At 49.7% G+C, this 16,886-nt stretch carries 13 protein-coding genes and 1 pseudogene; 8 read left to right on the top strand and 6 right to left on the bottom strand.

Annotated features, from left to right (window positions below; translation table 11 throughout):
* Positions 1–2 precede the first annotated feature (2 nt).
* The 8 genes from I2D83_RS19755 (at position 3) to I2D83_RS19790 (ending at position 9,539) form a co-directional block, all read left to right on the top strand.
* Positions 3–347 (top strand): type II toxin-antitoxin system RelE/ParE family toxin, encoded by a 345-nt coding sequence (locus tag I2D83_RS19755; RefSeq protein ID WP_181829916.1) that lies wholly within the window; start codon positions 3–5, stop codon positions 345–347.
* A 482-nt stretch (positions 348–829) separates the two neighbouring features.
* Positions 830–1,165 (top strand): hypothetical protein, encoded by a 336-nt coding sequence (locus I2D83_RS19760; RefSeq protein ID WP_205947176.1) that lies wholly within the window; start codon positions 830–832, stop codon positions 1,163–1,165.
* Between the two features lie 592 nt (positions 1,166–1,757).
* The gene (locus I2D83_RS19765; RefSeq protein ID WP_012773112.1) at positions 1,758–2,753 is read left to right on the top strand and encodes a LysR family transcriptional regulator; all 996 of its coding nucleotides are present in this window, start codon (positions 1,758–1,760) and stop codon (positions 2,751–2,753) included.
* A gap of 251 nt (positions 2,754–3,004) precedes the next feature.
* Positions 3,005–4,444, top strand: a complete 1,440-nt coding sequence (gene aspA, locus I2D83_RS19770; protein ID WP_012773111.1) for an aspartate ammonia-lyase — start codon at positions 3,005–3,007, stop codon at positions 4,442–4,444.
* Positions 4,445–4,826: 382 nt separating this feature from the next.
* A complete protein-coding gene (locus tag I2D83_RS19775) occupies positions 4,827–6,248 on the top strand; it encodes a TolC family protein (RefSeq protein WP_012773110.1) in 1,422 nt (473 codons plus the stop codon).
* A complete protein-coding gene (locus I2D83_RS19780; RefSeq protein WP_181845041.1) occupies positions 6,245–7,237 on the top strand; it encodes an HlyD family secretion protein in 993 nt (330 codons plus the stop codon). Before I2D83_RS19775 ends, I2D83_RS19780 begins: the two co-directional genes overlap by 4 nt.
* Positions 7,237–8,352, top strand: coding sequence for an ABC transporter permease (locus tag I2D83_RS19785; RefSeq protein ID WP_205947177.1), 1,116 nt, complete (start codon positions 7,237–7,239; stop codon positions 8,350–8,352). Before I2D83_RS19780 ends, I2D83_RS19785 begins: the two co-directional genes overlap by 1 nt.
* On the top strand, positions 8,346–9,539 hold the full coding sequence (locus I2D83_RS19790) for an ABC transporter permease (protein ID WP_205947178.1): 1,194 nt from the start codon (positions 8,346–8,348) through the stop codon (positions 9,537–9,539). Before I2D83_RS19785 ends, I2D83_RS19790 begins: the two co-directional genes overlap by 7 nt.
* 77 nt (positions 9,540–9,616) lie before the next feature.
* On the opposite strand, the gene I2D83_RS19795 is transcribed toward I2D83_RS19790, so the two are convergent.
* From I2D83_RS19795 to I2D83_RS19820, 6 genes and pseudogenes are all read right to left on the bottom strand, one after another.
* Positions 9,617–10,777 (bottom strand): lipase family protein, encoded by a 1,161-nt coding sequence (locus I2D83_RS19795; RefSeq protein ID WP_181845039.1) that lies wholly within the window; start codon positions 10,775–10,777, stop codon positions 9,617–9,619.
* 176 nt (positions 10,778–10,953) lie between these two features.
* On the bottom strand, positions 10,954–12,075 hold the full coding sequence (locus I2D83_RS19800; RefSeq protein WP_205947179.1) for a ribosomal protein uL16 3-hydroxylase: 1,122 nt from the start codon (positions 12,073–12,075) through the stop codon (positions 10,954–10,956).
* Positions 12,076–12,165: 90 nt separating this feature from the next.
* The gene (locus tag I2D83_RS19805) at positions 12,166–12,594 is read right to left on the bottom strand and encodes a GNAT family N-acetyltransferase (RefSeq protein WP_205947180.1); all 429 of its coding nucleotides are present in this window, start codon (positions 12,592–12,594) and stop codon (positions 12,166–12,168) included.
* A 249-nt stretch (positions 12,595–12,843) separates the two neighbouring features.
* Positions 12,844–14,174 (bottom strand): annotated as a pseudogene (locus I2D83_RS19810) (IS4 family transposase).
* 355 nt (positions 14,175–14,529) lie between these two features.
* Complete coding sequence (locus tag I2D83_RS19815; RefSeq protein ID WP_205947181.1) at positions 14,530–15,399, bottom strand: DNA adenine methylase; 870 nt, start codon at positions 15,397–15,399, stop codon at positions 14,530–14,532.
* Between the two features lie 65 nt (positions 15,400–15,464).
* Positions 15,465–16,886 (bottom strand): ParB N-terminal domain-containing protein, encoded by a 1,422-nt coding sequence (locus I2D83_RS19820; RefSeq protein ID WP_205947182.1) that lies wholly within the window; start codon positions 16,884–16,886, stop codon positions 15,465–15,467.

Here is a 16,886-nt window from a genome sequence, read left to right on the forward strand (position 1 = left end):
ATTTGGCCAGTTCGTACACCATTAAAGTCGCTCCCGCGGCTGTCTGGTCTTTGCAGGACGCAGAGTCTTATAAATCTCACTATATCGGTATTGCGCAGGCCGCTACGTGGTCTGAATCGTTGTTCTTATCATCCATACAGGCCATTTCTCAAGATCCTGCACGCTACAGGCACAACGCGATATTATCCGATAAGGGAATTTCGCTCCGTGAACGTCTCTCAGTAGAAGATGATTTTCGCTGTTTGTATGATGTTGATGAAGAGAATGGCGTCATAGAGATCCTGCTTTTCGTCAGTATGAAACAGGACCTTGAGAAAATGCTCTATCGCTATCATGTGTTGAGCTGATTGGTTCCATAAGATAGCGCTCGATAAACAGAACGCTTTTCCGCCCCCACAGGCAGCATAGTCGCCTCATTTTAGGGGAAACACAGGGGGAGGTTCCCGCAGGGACGTCTCACCCCTGTGGTTGCCCCGTGTATCGCGGTTTGCCAGCGACGAGGCTTTCAGCCATTTCTGCGAACCCCATTCCAAAACGCACTGTAATTCCACTGTAAATCCATCCACCCTATTTCACGTTTTCCGCCGTTGGAATACAGTCTCTGTGCTGCGGCAACATCCGCAGCCGGGCTTGGAACCCCGACTATCTAGAACTGAAAACGCTTTGTTTTTTCAGGGGCTACGTGCACACTCTAATCCGTGGCTCAGGCAGGGCAACCGCAAGGTTGGCCGGTCGCTAGATCCGGTGTTCCAACCCTGTCTGGGTCACACCTTTAGTTTGGAACCTGAAGGCGTGATGAAATAATTATCTAGCAATGGAAGATTCAAACATGACGGACACTCACGCCACATCCGCTGACAGCACCATTACCATTTTCCGCGACCTGATCGCCAGCCTGCCTTTCGCGCAGTTAGATGACGTTCAGCTCTGCGACCTCGGCGCGATTGCCGCAGAATCGGTCGAAGGCTTATGCCACGGCCTGCATTACCTCGGCGACACGCTACAAAACGACGTGGAACTGCCACAGGAAAGCCTCAGCCAGCTAGGCGCCTGCCTCAACGCCACCGCACACCTAATTCCTGCACTGCTGGAAATGTGTGAGCAGGCGGAACGCCACGTTCGTACAGCAACACTAGTGGGTGATTCGCGTCTCACTACGCAGTAAAAACAATACGTTATAACTAACCAGGTTGAGTCTTAGCCACATTTTTATGCTGCCGTTGAGGTAGTTTCGTGCGCGATAATGACGTCATTTTCATGCGACTTCGTAGCACGCGCCCGACACGGGACGGCTCACACGCCGCTCGCCCCGTGACCCCAGGCTTTCGGCGGAAATTATGCCGCTGACGCGGTACCTTCGTCGGTATCTGACTTAGCGGACCGCTTGCGACACGTTCCCTACGTGGCGCAAGCTTTCGCCGCGTCCTGCGGCTCATCCGAAGCCAGCTATCTCCTCAGCATAATTTTTTACGCCGGATAACAGCAAAATCCGCAATCCCCTGTATTTATGTATAAAAACAACACTAACAAGGTGAAGAATACAATCGGTGCTCTAGCAGCCACACCGTGTCATTCATTTTATCTTCAGATCCGCTAAAGCTAGAAATAAGAAAAAATTAATCAGTGATGCAACCTGTATTTTTTCTGAAGTTAGCCGACTATTCTGACAACAGTTAGCGAGGTCGTAGTCAGCGAGATGAGATAGACTAACGCTTCATATTTCGACGACATTCACCTTGCAGCGTAGGCAAACTCACATGGTTAAACGCACAGTGTCCGCCAATAAATCGATCGATATGTACGCCGTCTATGTCTTTGTGACTATGGCGGAAGCAGGAAGCATGACGGCAGCCGCCGCGCGGCTAGGCCTGACGCCCTCTGCCATTTCGCAGACGATCCGCTTATTGGAAGAAGATTTCGGCGTCAAATTGGTTAACCGGGCTCGTCGCCCCTTTGTCCTGACGCCCTACGGCATTGCGTTGAAAAACCGGGGAGAAATCCTGACGGAGGAGATCGCAAACCTCAAAGCGCAGGTGCTAGAGGCGGGAAAAGGGATAAAACCCGACTTGCGTATCGGCCTGGTGGATTCGTTTGCCATCACCTGCGGTTCGGTGTTTACCAAGAGTTTGATGAAGAGTTCATCGCAGTTGCTGATTCGCACCGGGCTCAGCCCGCAGCAGGGTGAAGCGTTAATGCGCCGCGAGCTGGATTTGATTGTCACCAGCGACCCGTTGATCGACAGCGATAGCGTGGTGCGTCATCAGCTGTTTTCCGAAGGCTATTTCATTATCACGCCGCCGGATTACCGCAAACGCATCAAAACGGTTGAGGACATCCGTGAGCTTTCCGCCGCACTACCGCTGGTGCGCTTTAATCGGAATTCGCAGATTGGCATGCAGATTGAGCGTTATCTGCGCCGCATCGATGTCCGCGTACCGAACATGCTCGAATTTGATAACGCAGATACCTTAACGTCGATGGTGGCGGCAGGTATCGGTTGGGCGGTAACCACCCCGCTCAGTTTCCTGCAATCCGTTGCACACTCTCGCGAGGTGCTAACGCATATGCCGGAACAGCTGAATATCAAACGCTCGCTGTATATTGTCGGGCACCGTGATGAATACAGCGCGTTCTTTGAAGAAGCGTGCGATGTCACACACGATATTATTAAAACCGTATTTATTCCGAAATTGAAAACGCTGAACCGCGGAATAGAAAAGCTGGTTGAGATCAACCCGGATAATACGGAATAACAGTTAGATATAACTATTCACGATTGGGAGACGTAGCAAAAATGGAGGAATATATCCACTACTAGCCATTTAACGATGCTAATTCCATGTTCGTCTCCCCGAGAACGCTTTTTAGTCATGATTTTATAAAAATCGTGATGGGTTCGTGTTACCTGAAAACCAAAAAACAGGAAAGACAAACCCTAAAAAATCAGAGTCTTAATATTGAAAACGATGCTATGTACATCGAACAAGAAAAAGGAAGAAGATCCATGTCAACGAATATCCGTATTGAAGAAGACCTGTTAGGTACCCGTGAAGTCCCTGCTGATGCCTATTATGGTATCCATACGCTGCGTGCGATTGAGAACTTTTATATCAGTAATAGCACCATCAGCGATATTCCAGAATTTGTCCGCGCTATGGTAATGGTAAAAAAAGCCGCCGCACTGGCGAATAAAGAACTGCAAACCATCCCGCGTAAAATTGCCGACACTATTCTGCAAGCCTGTGATGAAGTGCTGAATAACGGTAAATGTCTGGATCAGTTCCCTGTCGATGTCTATCAGGGCGGCGCGGGTACGTCAGTCAACATGAACACCAACGAAGTGCTGGCGAATATCGGTCTGGAGCTGATGGGCCACCAGAAAGGCGAATATCAATACCTGAACCCGAACGACCACCTGAACAAATGCCAGTCCACCAACGATGCTTACCCAACCGGCTTCCGCATCGCGGTGTACACCTCCATCCTGAAACTGGTTGAGGCGATTACCCAACTGAGCGATGGCTTTGAGCGTAAAGCAAAAGAGTTCGAAAACATTCTGAAAATGGGCCGTACCCAGCTGCAGGACGCGGTGCCAATGACTCTCGGTCAGGAATTCCACGCGTTCAACGTACTGCTGAAAGAAGAAAACCGTAACCTGCTGCGCACCGCCGAGCTGCTGCTGGAAGTGAACCTGGGCGCTACCGCCATCGGTACACGTCTGAACACGCCGGATGAGTACCAGAAACTGGCCGTTCAACATTTGGCAAAAGTCAGCGGCCTGCCTTGCGTACCGGCTGAAGACCTGATCGAAGCAACGTCCGACTGCGGCGCTTACGTGATGATGCACAGTGCTCTGAAACGCGTAGCGGTAAAACTGTCGAAAATCTGTAACGACCTGCGTCTGCTGTCTTCCGGCCCGCGCACTGGCCTGAACGAAATCAACCTGCCAGAATTGCAGGCCGGCTCGTCCATCATGCCAGCCAAAGTTAATCCGGTTGTCCCAGAAGTCGTCAATCAGGTGTGCTTCAAGGTCATCGGTAACGATACCTGCGTCACCATGGCGGCAGAAGCGGGTCAGTTGCAGTTGAACGTGATGGAACCGGTTATCGGACAAGCCATGTTCGAATCCATCCAGATCCTGTCCAGCGCCTGCTACAACCTGCTGGAAAAATGCGTCGACGGCATCACCGCTAACAAAGACGTGTGTGAAGCCTACGTCTTCAACTCTATCGGTATCGTGACCTACCTGAACCCGTTCATCGGTCACCACAACGGCGATATCGTCGGGAAAATCTGTGCCGAAACCGGTAAGAGCGTGCGTGAAGTGGTGCTGGAGCGCGGCCTGCTGACCGAAGAACAGCTGGACGACATTTTCTCCATCCAGAACCTGATGCACCCAGCCTACAAAGCCAAACGCTACACCGACGAAAACGAAGCCGTTTAATTTTCGTTTTCTGTCACTTTTTAGATCGCTGCAATACGGGCCCGGAGAACACTCCGGGCCTTTTTTGGCTAATTATTTACCAATAAATAATCATTGTTATCTGCGTAATAAACGTGGTTCACAGGTTTTATTTCCGCTTCAATAAATTCTCCAATTTAACCTCTTCTATTATTTGAATAATTGGGAATTTAGACCAACACTAAATCATCCCCGAAAAATAATACGGAACACATCAGACGCAATACGCGGTTTGTTTACCTGCCGCCAGACGCGTTTTTACAGCCATTATCACCATCTGCACACGGACAAGCCTTGTGCTTTTTCAGCGGGCTTATGTTTATCAATTTGGCTCTATTTGGGTAAAAGGATGATTTCACCTGGCATGCCTCGAATAACACACAAAAAAATCCGGCCTCTGACTTATTTCCCCATCGCACTGCTGCTATTGCAGTGCTGGTCACCCACAACATGGGGGCAAACCATTTCGTTTAATCAGGCCTGGGCCCGACTGCTGCAAAGCGATGACAGCATTGCCGCCGAACACGCCGGGGTCGATCGCGCACAGTCTCTGAAAGAATCCGCCAAAGGCCTCTATTGGCCACAGGTCAACGTGGGCGCAAGTTATACCCGCCTTGATAAACCCGTCGAACTGGATGCGCGAGACTTAAACCCGTTGTCGAATCACCGGGACATCTTTGCCGCGCTCAATCAGCTGATTAATATCAGCGGTAATCCTTTTGTCACCCGTTTTACAGAGCAAAATGTGGTCACCAGCTCCGTTCAGGTCGTCTGGCCGTTATTCACCGGAGGACGGATTGATGCGGCACAGTCGATCCGCGCCGCGCAGGTCAACGAGGCAGAGCAAATGCTGATCGTCCGCACGCTGGCACAGTTTGAGGCGCTGGCACAGACTTACTACGGTGTGGTGATGGCGCATCAGGTAATGAAAACGCGTCAGGATATCGAGAAAGGCATGGCGCAGCATTATGACCACGCTCGCAAACTGGAAGCACAGGGGCAAATCGCCCGAGTCGAGGTGCTGTCTGCCCAATCTGCTTATGACATGGCGCGTATCGAAACACAAAAGGCGCGGCGGAGCATGGAGACAACCGAAATGGTCTTCGCCAAGCTCATCAAAACCGAAGGCGCAACGCCTTCCTCTCCGCTGTTCGTCAACAAAGCGCTTCCCGAACTGCCTGCGCTGGTGAAACAAACGCTCAATACCCATCCCGGCTTAAAAGTGCTCTCCGCCAAGCGCGATCAGGCCAAGGATCTAATCCGTATTGAACGCGCCAAATACGCCCCCGACGTGTTTCTGTTCGGCAACTATCAACTCTATGAACAGGACACGCTGGCCGCCAGAACGACACCGGACTGGATGGTGGGCGTCGGCGTTTCCGTCCCACTCATCAGCCGTGAAGGCCGCTCCGACAATATCGCCGCCGCGAAAAGCGCAGAAATGCAGGTTAACTATCTGGAAGCCGATATGCGGCAAAACCTTGAGATAATGGTCGAGAGTACGTGGCGGGAAGCCCGCCTGGCGTTGGAAGAGTTCAATTCCCTGTCTTCGACACAAAAACTGGCCGAAGAGAACGTCCGGTTACGCAACAAGGCGTTTATGCAGGGCATGTCTACCTCGCTGGACGTCGTGGATGCGCTAAACCAGCTGGCAGGAGCTAAAACGCAGCGAGCCTCCGCCGCCTATCGTTACGTGGTTTCCATCGCCAGACTGATGGCCATTTCCGGCCAGATAACCCGCTTCTCTGACTACCAGACCCAACACGCCATACAGGTGATGCCATGACACAATCTCTTTCGCGTTCAAAGCGCAAATGGTTCCTTCAAGCTGTTCTGCTGATTGTGGTGGTCTGGATAGCGTATCGTTTCTGGCTCGCCTATCAGCCCGAACCAATTCGCTTACAGGGACAAATCGAAGCACAGCAATATTCGGTGTCATCAAAAGTGGCTGGCCGTATTGCAGAAGTGCCGGTACAAAAAGGCCAGCAGCTTGACGTGGGCGATCTCGTCTTCACACTCCTGACGCCGGAGCTGGATGCGAAGTTGGAACAGGCGAAAGCGGGTGAAGCCGCGGCAGGTGCCGTGGCGCTGGAAGCGCAAAAAGGCGCGCGGGAGCAGCAGATCGCCGCCGCCAAAGATCAATGGCAAAAGGCCAAAGCCGGTTCCGAGTTAAGCCATAAGACTTATCTGCGCGTACAAAATCTCTATCAGGAAGGTGTGTTGCCGCTGCAAAAAAGGGATGAAGCCAAAGCCTCCTGGGATGCCGCACGCTATACCGAAGGGATGGCGTGGCAGGAATATCAAATGGCGCAGGAAGGTACGCGGAAAGAAACTCAGGTCGCCGCAGAGGAAAAAGCCCGTATGGCCGCTGGCTCCGTCGCCGAAGTGGAGGCCTATCTGGCAGAAGCTCGCGTCGTCAGCCCGCACACCGGCGAAGTCAGCAATGTGCTGTTACGCAGCGGTGAAATTGCGCCACAGGGCTTCCCTGTGGTCACGCTGCTGGACATGAGCGACATCTGGATCCAACTGGCGGTACGCGAAGATCTCCTTGAGCGCTTTGCGATGGGCACCGAGTTTGAAGCACGTATCCCGGCGCTGAACAACCAGACATTCCGGTTTAAGGTGTCTTACGTGTCCGTCATGGGGGATTTCGCCACGTGGCGCGCAACGGATACCCGACAAGGATTCGACATGCGAACGTTCGAAGTGGAGGCGCGTCCAATTGAACCGATTAATGGGTTGCGCGTCGGCATGAGCGCACTGGTAGAAATGTGATGATGCGCGAATGGAGCGCACTATGGCGCGACCGATGGGGGATGGCTTTAGCGCTCTGGCTGCCGCTTGTCACGATGCTGATGACCTGGTGGACGCTATCCGGGGCGATTGTTCGCGAACTCCCTATCGGCCTGGTCGATCTGGACAACAGCACGATGTCACGCCAGTTTGCCAGAGCGCTACATGCTTCCCCCTCTTTCAACCTGAGTCATCAATTCACGGCGGTGGCGGAAGGTTCTTCCTCGCTGCGCGGCGGCGAGATCTATGCACTGGTGGTCATCCCACGCCACTTTGAGCGTGATATGCGGCAGGGAACCTTACCCACCGTGACCGCCTGGAATAACGGGCAATTCGTTTTGGTTGCCAAAGTCATCAACAGCTCGCTGGCGCTGGTCGCAGGGACGTTCAACGGGCAGATTGCCGTGGTGCAGGCGCTGGCTCAAGGGGCAGCCGTTCCTGAAGCCAAAGGACTGGCGGTACCCATTGGCGGGCAGATTACCGCGCTGTTTAACCAAAATTCCAACTACGCCCAGTTTTTGCTGAACGCGATCATCCCCTCGATCTGGTCGATTCTGCTCGCACTATACGGCATGAATACGCTGGCACGGGAGGATCGGCACGGAACACTCTGGGTGCCAGAGAACCGCGCCGCCATCGGTTCTAAGTTCCTGACGCACTGGCTAATCGGCTGGGCATGGGGTGGCCTATGGAGCTATGGACTGTATAGCCTGCTCGATTACCCACTTAACGGTTCAGCGTTGCTGCTCGTTGTCTCGATCGGCGTGACCGCGGGTGCCTGCGTCGCACTAGGTATGGCTTTCTATGCGCTAATTCGCGATCCGGCACGCACCGTTTCGATTGTCGGAGCGTTAATGGCTCCCGGACTGGCGTTTATGGGCATCACCTTTCCTGCGGCAGCGATGGAAACATTTGCCACGTTCTGGCGCCAGTTGCTGCCCGTCGCGCACTATGGCGATATCGCGATTGCCATCACCAGCTACGGTGCCGGTATCATGCAGATCGCGCCCGCACTGGCAGCGCTCGCCCTGTTCTGGCTGCTGCTACCGTTCACTCTCTGGCGTTACCGTTCCAGTGGCAAGGAGATAGCATGCTGACCCTCGCCACCCTCATCCGGTTTGAGCTACGCAGCTTACTGCGAGATCCGACCCTCTTGCTCACCCTGTTCGGCGGGATCCTGCTCTATTCCTTTCTCTATCCGCGACCTTACCTCGCCCAGACGCCGCGCGAACTGCCGGTGGTGCTGGTGGATGAAGATGGAACGCAGCTCTCGCGCCGTCTGGCGTTTATGGCCGATTCCACGCCGGAGGTACGACTGGTGGCACAGCGCAATACGCTGGATGAAGCCAAAGCGCTGCTTCTGCATGGCGAAGCAAAAGGGATTCTCTATATTCCGCGCCACTTCTACCGCGATATCATGCAGGGAAAAAGCGTCACGGTAAGCTATTCAGCCGATGCCAGCTACTTTCTGATCTACGGCGCGATCGCGCAGTCTTTGGCAACGGTCGGTGGCACCGCGGGCGCACAGGTTAAAGTCGCACGGCTGCTTGCTCAGGGGGAAGGCATACCTGCCGCCAGCTCACAGTGGCAGGCTACCACGCTGAATACCGTGCCGGTATTTAACCCCACCATGGGCTATGTCGACTACGTGGTTCCCGGTGTTTTCATGTTGATACTGCATCAGATTTTGTTGATGGGATGCGGCCTGCTCGGTGCCGGACAAAACCAGCGCACGCAGTCCGGCGGCGTTCACTATTGGCAATACGCGACACCGTGGCGTTTACTGCTGGCACGCACCGCAGTCGTTGGCGGTGCCTACCTGCTGTCGCTACTCTATATGCTCGGTTTTTGTCTGGATGCCTACGGCATCGCACGCGAGGCCAGCATGAGCCAACTGCTGCTGTTTACACTGCCCTTTCTGCTCTCGACGCTGTGGCTAGGCGTAGTACTGGGAGCCGCCTTTACACGCAAAGATCTCCCCAGTCAGGCAGTGCTACTCTCTTCCATTCCAATTGTCTTTCTTTCTGGCTTCATCTGGCCTGTAGAAATGATCCCGGCCCCTCTGAACTGGCTGGCGCAGTGGATACCTGCCGTCTTTACGATTCAGGGGATATTACGCCTTAATCAGATGGGCGCTGATTTTTCTCAGATCGACGCTTTCTGGTGGCATTTGTGGATGCTGGCCGCGCTGTACGGCCTGCTGGCGTGGGGGATGTTAGGGTATCGGCAGCGGCAATACCGCCGGGAGAATCAGGCGGCGCGTCGATGGCTGGCACGTGATTGATAAACAGAAAAAACAACCGATAGCGAGCAGAATAACGTCCCGGCAGTCGCACCGGGACGTTGAGGTAAAAACGTCACTTAGTGTTTTTTCGTGTCAGCATGCAGATTTTTCAGTACGAAAGGAACGGAGTCACGTAGTGAAACGTTAACGGTTTCATCATGATTCATCCCCTTATATTCATGCACATCAACGGACGTTCCGGCTTTAGCGACATCACGCGCGAATGCACGCTGCATGATGGCCGGTACGTCAATATCCTGCATCCCGGTGCCAATAAATACCGGATGGGCGATTTTCAGGGTGTTATAGCGCAGACTTGCCGTCTGGCTTTCCAGTAATCCCTGTGTTGCGGGCTTCAGGCTATTGCCCGCATTCAGGCCATCATCCATCACTTTTTTCGTTAACGCATCGATACACATTTCACGCGCGGCGGACACATCAGCAGCGGCTTTCGGCGTGAAGTAATCATCAACATTCAGCCCTTTTTCTGTATCAGCGGCTGACAGATAGATGTACATCGCATAGGGAATTTTGGGATCGCCGCCCTCTTTCACCCCACCGCCCCCGGCGAAAAGTGCCGCCGCAGAGGTCTTATCATCAAAATAAGGGACGCCGGTCAACACGGTTGAGACAATATGCAGATCCGGCGCATAGTCAGGCTGATACCCCACGCTTGCAAAGGCCGCATGAGCCCCCTGCGACTGCCCCACAATGGTCAACTGATTGCGTAGCGGGAATGCGCCAAGCGCGGCTTTCACGCCGTCCAGCACGCTCCACGCTTCCCCTCGCGCATTGAGATAGTGATGCAACCCAGGAGATCCAAGCCCCGCATAGTCCGGGGCCACGACGGCAAACCCCAGCGACAGCCACGTATTCAGATACTGTGCATCACGCGCGGAACGTGGATTAAGAGAAGGCGCACAGCTTGTCTGCACGCCGACCGTCCCATGTGCCCACACGACGACGGGCCAGCCCCCTTTTGGCGCTTCGCCTTTCGGGATAAACACAGCACCGGTGTCTTCCCGTGGGCTTTTGCCATCCACGCCGCTCAACGAACGGTATCGAATCAGATACTGTTCTGCTGCTTCCTGTAGGCCATTTTTCGCATCCAGCGTCGTTTTTTCAATCAAAGAACCGGGCGTGTCCGCCTCTGCAGAAGAACGCAGAGGCAACATACCGACCGATATCACAAAAAATAACGTCAATACGCTTCGCTGTATCTGAGGTGAATGGAACATGACATCTCTCCAGGGTGGGTTGATTTCACATCACCCTAAAAGATAGCCCACTTACTCATTGCCAATTAATTCAATCAATAACTAATTGCTAGCAATAGCAAACCATTCATAAGCTAAGACGCGGCTCCAGGCCAACCCTGCAACGATGTACTCAGAAGCCGCCAGTGAGAAGAATATTATTCGTCGAAGAACCAGTATCCCTGATTAACCAGCCCGGTTAACTCAGCCACAAACGCCGGATTTTCCAGCGCGTCACCCAGCTCTTTTTTACCGAGAACGGTATAGCGACATAACGCATCAGCCGCTTTCGGATCGACCGTATCCAGCCGTTCACTGTTAATGAAGTAGCTACCACCCACTTCCAGCACCCGCAGCCCGCTCAGACGCGTCAACACATCACCGTCCATCAGCGCCCCCACAATCTCGTCCTGCTCGTAAGGTGGCTCCGCCGGAGCGATATCCAGTTCGTGACGCGGCGTCGTCACAAAACGACCGAACCACTGTTTCAGCGCTTCCGGCTGATTGATCACCTCGATCATCATCTCGCGCAGGCGGCCAAACTCATAGTCTTCAACCCGCCCCGGATGCTCCCGACAGGTCAAATCCGGGTCGCTATAATGCTCACCACCGAGATCGTTCTCCAGCACGTAGTCAGCGAAGCTGCTGATTAAGTCTCTGCCGTTTGGCCCACGGAACCCCACGGAATAGTTGAGTGCAGTTTCGTGAGTAAAGCCGTCGTGCGGGAAACCTGGCGGAATATAGAGAATGTCACCCGGTTCAAGATCTTCATCAATAATCGGCGGGAAAGGATCGACATGCAGCAACGCAGGGTGCGGGCAGAACTGGCGCATCGGCAACTTGTCACCCACGCGCCAGCGGCGGCTACCCATTCCCTGAATGATAAAGACATCGTACTGATCGATATGCGGGCCAACGCCGCCGCCCGGAACGGAAAAGGAGATCATCAGATCGTCCAAACGCCAGTCCGGCAACACGCGGAACGGACGCACGAGTTCAGCAGACGGCGCATGCCAGTGATTCACCGCCTGAGCCAACAGCGACCAACCGGTTTCACCCAGATTATCAAAATGCTCAAACGGCCCGTTGCTAGCCTGCCACTGGCCATTTTTATGGCTGACCAGACGGCTGTCGACTTCCGCCTCCATCGCCAGACCCGCCAGCTCATCCGGCGTAATTGGGTCAACAAAATTCGGGAAAGCGTTCTTCAATACAACAGGTTGTTTTTGCCAGTATTTTTCTAAGAATTCGGGCCAGTTAAGGTTAAGTTGATAAGCCATGCGTTGACACCAGTGAGAAGAGAAACGGGCCTGATTATAAAGAAGGTGATGCCAGCGCAACTTTGTCATTGGTCAATGGGCGGAGAACTATCATGCAGACTGCATATTTTGCTTTATGAGATAGTGCCTAAACATGCCTTCTTCAGGAAAATCGGGTAAAGACATGTGCAGTTGATAACCTTGCTTTTCATAGAAAGGAAGCGCCTGAAAACTAAAGGTATCCACAAGCGCATGACGGCACCCAAGACGCATCGCCTCCTGTTCCGCTTCCTTCACCAACGTGCTGCCGAGCTTCAGACCACGGGATTCTTCACTCACCCACAAATAATCAATACACAACCATAAGCCTTTACGTGTAGCGATCAATCCGCCAAGCATAGTTCCAGCACTATTGCGGTGAAAAATACCCAATTGCCCAAAAGAGGCAGGATTAATAAACCGATGGTTGTAGCTTCGCAGGCCCGCAAAAAGTGCTTCCCGATCGTTATCGGTAATGTCGTGCGTCACGATTAATTCCACTAGATCCTCCTCTGCTCCCGTTTATTAAAAATGCATGACTTGTATGAATAACGCATAGACGAAATCTGGTTTCAGCATAAATACAATCCGCCTTTCGGTACACGCTCTTTACATGGTGATTGTGCTTCTTTGTGATTAAGAAAGGCTGGATAGTTTAGGGGGGGTTAAGGGAAAAGAGGCTAAGGAAGAAGGTATAGCTGCTGAATTTTGGACATAAAAAAAGCCACCCTAAGGTGTAATGCCAGTCAGTTAAGCGACTGACTGGCATTTTATCTACGGGCCTTACTGTATTTTTGGGGCCTTTCTTTTACTATTCGTGGGAAGGCCCTTTCCCTTCTTATCGGTAATTTCACCAGTTGTCCCTGGCTTTCAAGATCACGCATTAGTTCCGGGATGCGGCCCGGTGAAGCACCCTGTAGTGTCATCAGCATTCGCATCACCATTCCGCACGATTCTGAGAAGCTCAGCTGATTTGGCCAGTATCCTTTCAGATGTCCTGCCATTTTAATCATCTGATATCTTACAAGATTATAGGCCAGTAATACTCCCCATAACTCCTGCTCCACGAGCTCAGGTTTCTTACTTCGCAGTGTCAGCCTGCTCAGTTGCATCGTCTGCTTTATCTCACGGTAGCCCAGCTCGATTTCCCACCGGTGGCTGTACAGGTCCGCCATCTCTCCACCAGGGAAGCGCAGCGCATCCGTCATCGACGTCAGCAGATGACAGACCTTTCCTTTGCGGGTCAGTGTCAGTAGCCGTGCTGTGATTTCCTCCCCCAGACCCGGCCACTTTTTACGGGCCTGTGGACTGGTTTTCAATTTTACCAGATGATCACCTTTACCCAGCTTCCTGACCTCTTCATACTGCGCCCCCTTTTTCAGCGGGATCAGCCAGTGCCGGTGTTTCCCCGCCTGATTCCAGGCATTCAGCAAACCCAGTGCGTAATAGCCTTTATCGAGTAAAGTCAGCGTGTTATCACCTGTCTGTGCTATCAACTGTTCTGCAAGCGCATTTTCACTCTCTTTCATCGTGCCAAAGGCTGCTGCCGTCAGCAGATGGCTGGTCAGCTCCATCTGGCAGACCATTTTTACCTGTGGATAGAGTCCCGGTTTTCCGCCATGTGTCTGGCGCGGGAAGGCGGCATCATTTTCTGGTGTATCCGGCGTTCGCCAGACCACGCCATCCACGGCCAGCAGAGTCAGGCCACACCAGTGTGGATGTGGCGTTTCACTATGCCAGAGCTGTGCAGTTTGTGTGAACACACGGCGAACGGCCTCACTTCCCAGGCGCTGGCGAGCCTGAATCACGGCACTCGGGGCGACAAAGGGACGGTTACCCGGCAGCATAATATCCAGACGGTTAACAATCTGGTGAAGGGGCTCTTTACGTTCAAGCGCCATGCCGACAATGCACCAGACCATCATTTCAAGCGGGAGACGCCGCTTGCGTAGCGTGACCGTGCCGGACTCGGCGAGACAACGTGAGACGAGTTCGGGGTCGAGATAATCCCCCAGAGAAGTCAGTGGGTTACGCAAAGAGTCGTAATGGGATACCAGATCAAGAGCCTGTCCAATGTGCATAAAAAAATCCGGAAACGGGTGAGCATTTCCGGATTTTTACACATCCACTGGATCGGTCAACCGATCCTTAACTGATCGGCATTACACCCTAAGGTGACTTGATTTTCATACGATGGTGCGAAGGCCGGACTCGCAACTAAATTTAATACATTGATTAATAGCCACTTAAAATAAACAAATGGATTTAATGACCACCATATTGACCCCTTTTATACAATAAGGGTTTTAAAACCATACTAATGATAGAAATAATAAATGAGCTATTTTTCCACATAAAATACTTGAATAACACTGCCATTTAATTATTTAATATTGTCTATAAAATAAAAACCATTTAGCTATAATTAAAAAATCACTAAGATAACTTGATAATTTTATCACCTATGAGGTTCTCAGGGATATTGATATCATTGCAAACAATTAACAACTCAGTACCGATACGCTTCTTTGCGGCACTATAATTCAAATAGAATTCATACATATTATTTATTTTATAAATTTCTTTTATTTTTAATGCATTATCATAAGTTAATATCCAAGGAACTCTAATAGATGAGATAACTTTAGATAAAGCGGCATGATCATTTTCATTGTAAAAATTCGTATATAAACTAGCCCCCTTCTCAAAATATGGAGGATCTATATACATGAAAAAATCATTTCCGCTGCGATCATCTATTTTTTTTATAAAATCTACTGCATCCTCATTATAAATTTTTATAGAATCTTTATGTTTTTTTATTTTTACTATTTTTTTTATTAAATCATCTTTATTAAATCTACAGTTCAGCTTGTAATCACCTTCTTGTTTTAGCCCGCCAATTACACCAGCTTTTAAAATAATTCCAGATCTATTCGTCCTATTGAGGAAAAATGATGAGAATCCTAAATCTAGTACATTAGCGCTATTCTTATTATTTTGAATATTTCTTTGTTTATACCATTCATCAATAGTTATCTCGGTATTTTCTATTCTATCTATAAACGCTTCTGTATCATTAAGAATAGAATGCCAGATAGCCCAAATTGAACGATCTAGATCATTCAAATGAATCTCTTCAGCAAACCCACCAAAAAGAAGAGCTAGCGCAAGCCCACCACCGCCAGCATATGGCTCGGCATATTTACATTTATTTAGTGAATTATTCTGGATTATATTTGAAACCATCGGATAGATGGCTGTTTTACCTCCAGGGTAGCGAAGAGGGGAATAAGTTACTGGCATAGCTCACCTAAAAATAACATGTACTTTTTGTATTATACAATATTATTCGTAATAAAAACCACTATTTATATATTCTTTGGCTTAGATTGATGTTCAACACAAATTGTAACTAATGGTTTTGCAATTAACCAAACTGATTTTAGCATATCCCTATCTGGTAGGGTATATTCACCATGCGCATAACGATTCAATGAGTCTAAAGAATTCCAGTTAGCACTATCTTTAGATATAAATCTTGTTAAGTCGGCCAGATAAGCCTTATTAGTAAACCATACATCTCTCTTCACGAGAGCATTAATGTTATCAGAAAGATTTTTAACTCTTCCATTACCGTTCAGACACTGATCTTTTTTCCCATGAATTTCAAAAATTCTTACTACTGATATTTCAACAATTGAACGTAACAATAAAGCAGCCGAATTTTTATACGTATCAATAAGCATGCCTTGTGCTTCTTGAATCAATATATCTAACTTATCGCTTCCAGTAATATAATTCACTCCCTTGGGAATTAAGGTTTCCTTAGGTTTTCTTCGAGGTTTACTAATCTCAACATCATCCGATGAGACCTTCGTATTACTATTATCTGGAGTAAAATCCACACTTCCATCATGTATTCCTACAGGTATCTTCTCCATCTCGCTTTCAATATAAGAATCTATTTGCTTACTTGTATTTAACTTACGAGAATCAATTTTCTTTGTAACAATATCAATTACAAACTGTCTCAGCAATGCGTTGAAATACGATTTAGAAGTATCTGTTCTTAATCTATTTTCTTCGATTCTAAAACCTGTTTTTTCTTTAAATATTTTTGAATTAACCAACCTAGATATAGTACTAATATTAAATTTTGACATTAACGCTTTATCTTCAATATCAGTAGGTAACTCTAGCTCTGTAAAATATCTCTCTAAAAGGTACTCTTGGACTGAATCTTGTATTTCTATAACTTTAACATTAAATCTTTCTGCAATATCCTGAATTGACTCACCACTGTCAATACCAATACTAGCAATAAATTTATTTTTTTGCTGTCTACTCCACTGAAGCTTTCCTTCTGCATGTAATTCAAAAAGAACATTTTCAACGGCTCTTCTTGATGGAGCAACAAATACATCTATTTTTTCTATCAAATCGGAGCCTAGACGATTTTTATATAATTCGATTTTTCGTCGTTTAGCTGGTGAAGGAACTAATTCTGGATCAATCAAACATTTCAGCGCAGATACTCGGCGGTTTCCTTCTACCACTACGTAGTTTTCACCCTCTTTAACTACATATATAGGATCGTGTGATATAAACCCCTTTTCTACAATTTTATGTGCAAGCCTTTCAATTCGTTCATTTTGGAATAAATAATTTAGTATATCTTTTGTTGTTCTAATTGTAATGTAACTTGGAATTCTTGGATTTTCTTTGTCAAGTCGTAAATTTGATACAGATAACGACAATCGTGGCCAAGAACTATAATCTATTCTACTCAT

This window comes from Pectobacterium aroidearum (assembly GCF_015689195.1).
Classification (GTDB): domain Bacteria; phylum Pseudomonadota; class Gammaproteobacteria; order Enterobacterales; family Enterobacteriaceae; genus Pectobacterium; species Pectobacterium aroidearum.

What these genes read in the sequence shown, in the direction of transcription:
- I2D83_RS19780 (WP_181845041.1), top strand. Translation starts at nt 6,245, where the DNA reads ATGACACAATCTCTTTCGCGTTCAAAGCGCAAATGGTTCCTTCAAGCT.
- I2D83_RS19820 (WP_205947182.1), bottom strand. Translation starts at nt 16,886, where the DNA reads ATGAGTAGAATAGATTATAGTTCTTGGCCACGATTGTCGTTATCTGTA.
- I2D83_RS19760 (WP_205947176.1), top strand. Translation starts at nt 830, where the DNA reads ATGACGGACACTCACGCCACATCCGCTGACAGCACCATTACCATTTTC.
- I2D83_RS19790 (WP_205947178.1), top strand. Translation starts at nt 8,346, where the DNA reads ATGCTGACCCTCGCCACCCTCATCCGGTTTGAGCTACGCAGCTTACTG.
- I2D83_RS19785 (WP_205947177.1), top strand. Translation starts at nt 7,237, where the DNA reads ATGATGCGCGAATGGAGCGCACTATGGCGCGACCGATGGGGGATGGCT.
- I2D83_RS19795 (WP_181845039.1), bottom strand. Translation starts at nt 10,777, where the DNA reads ATGTTCCATTCACCTCAGATACAGCGAAGCGTATTGACGTTATTTTTT.
- I2D83_RS19765 (WP_012773112.1), top strand. Translation starts at nt 1,758, where the DNA reads ATGGTTAAACGCACAGTGTCCGCCAATAAATCGATCGATATGTACGCC.
- I2D83_RS19775 (WP_012773110.1), top strand. Translation starts at nt 4,827, where the DNA reads ATGCCTCGAATAACACACAAAAAAATCCGGCCTCTGACTTATTTCCCC.
- I2D83_RS19800 (WP_205947179.1), bottom strand. Translation starts at nt 12,075, where the DNA reads ATGGCTTATCAACTTAACCTTAACTGGCCCGAATTCTTAGAAAAATAC.
- aspA (WP_012773111.1), top strand. Translation starts at nt 3,005, where the DNA reads ATGTCAACGAATATCCGTATTGAAGAAGACCTGTTAGGTACCCGTGAA.
- I2D83_RS19815 (WP_205947181.1), bottom strand. Translation starts at nt 15,399, where the DNA reads ATGCCAGTAACTTATTCCCCTCTTCGCTACCCTGGAGGTAAAACAGCC.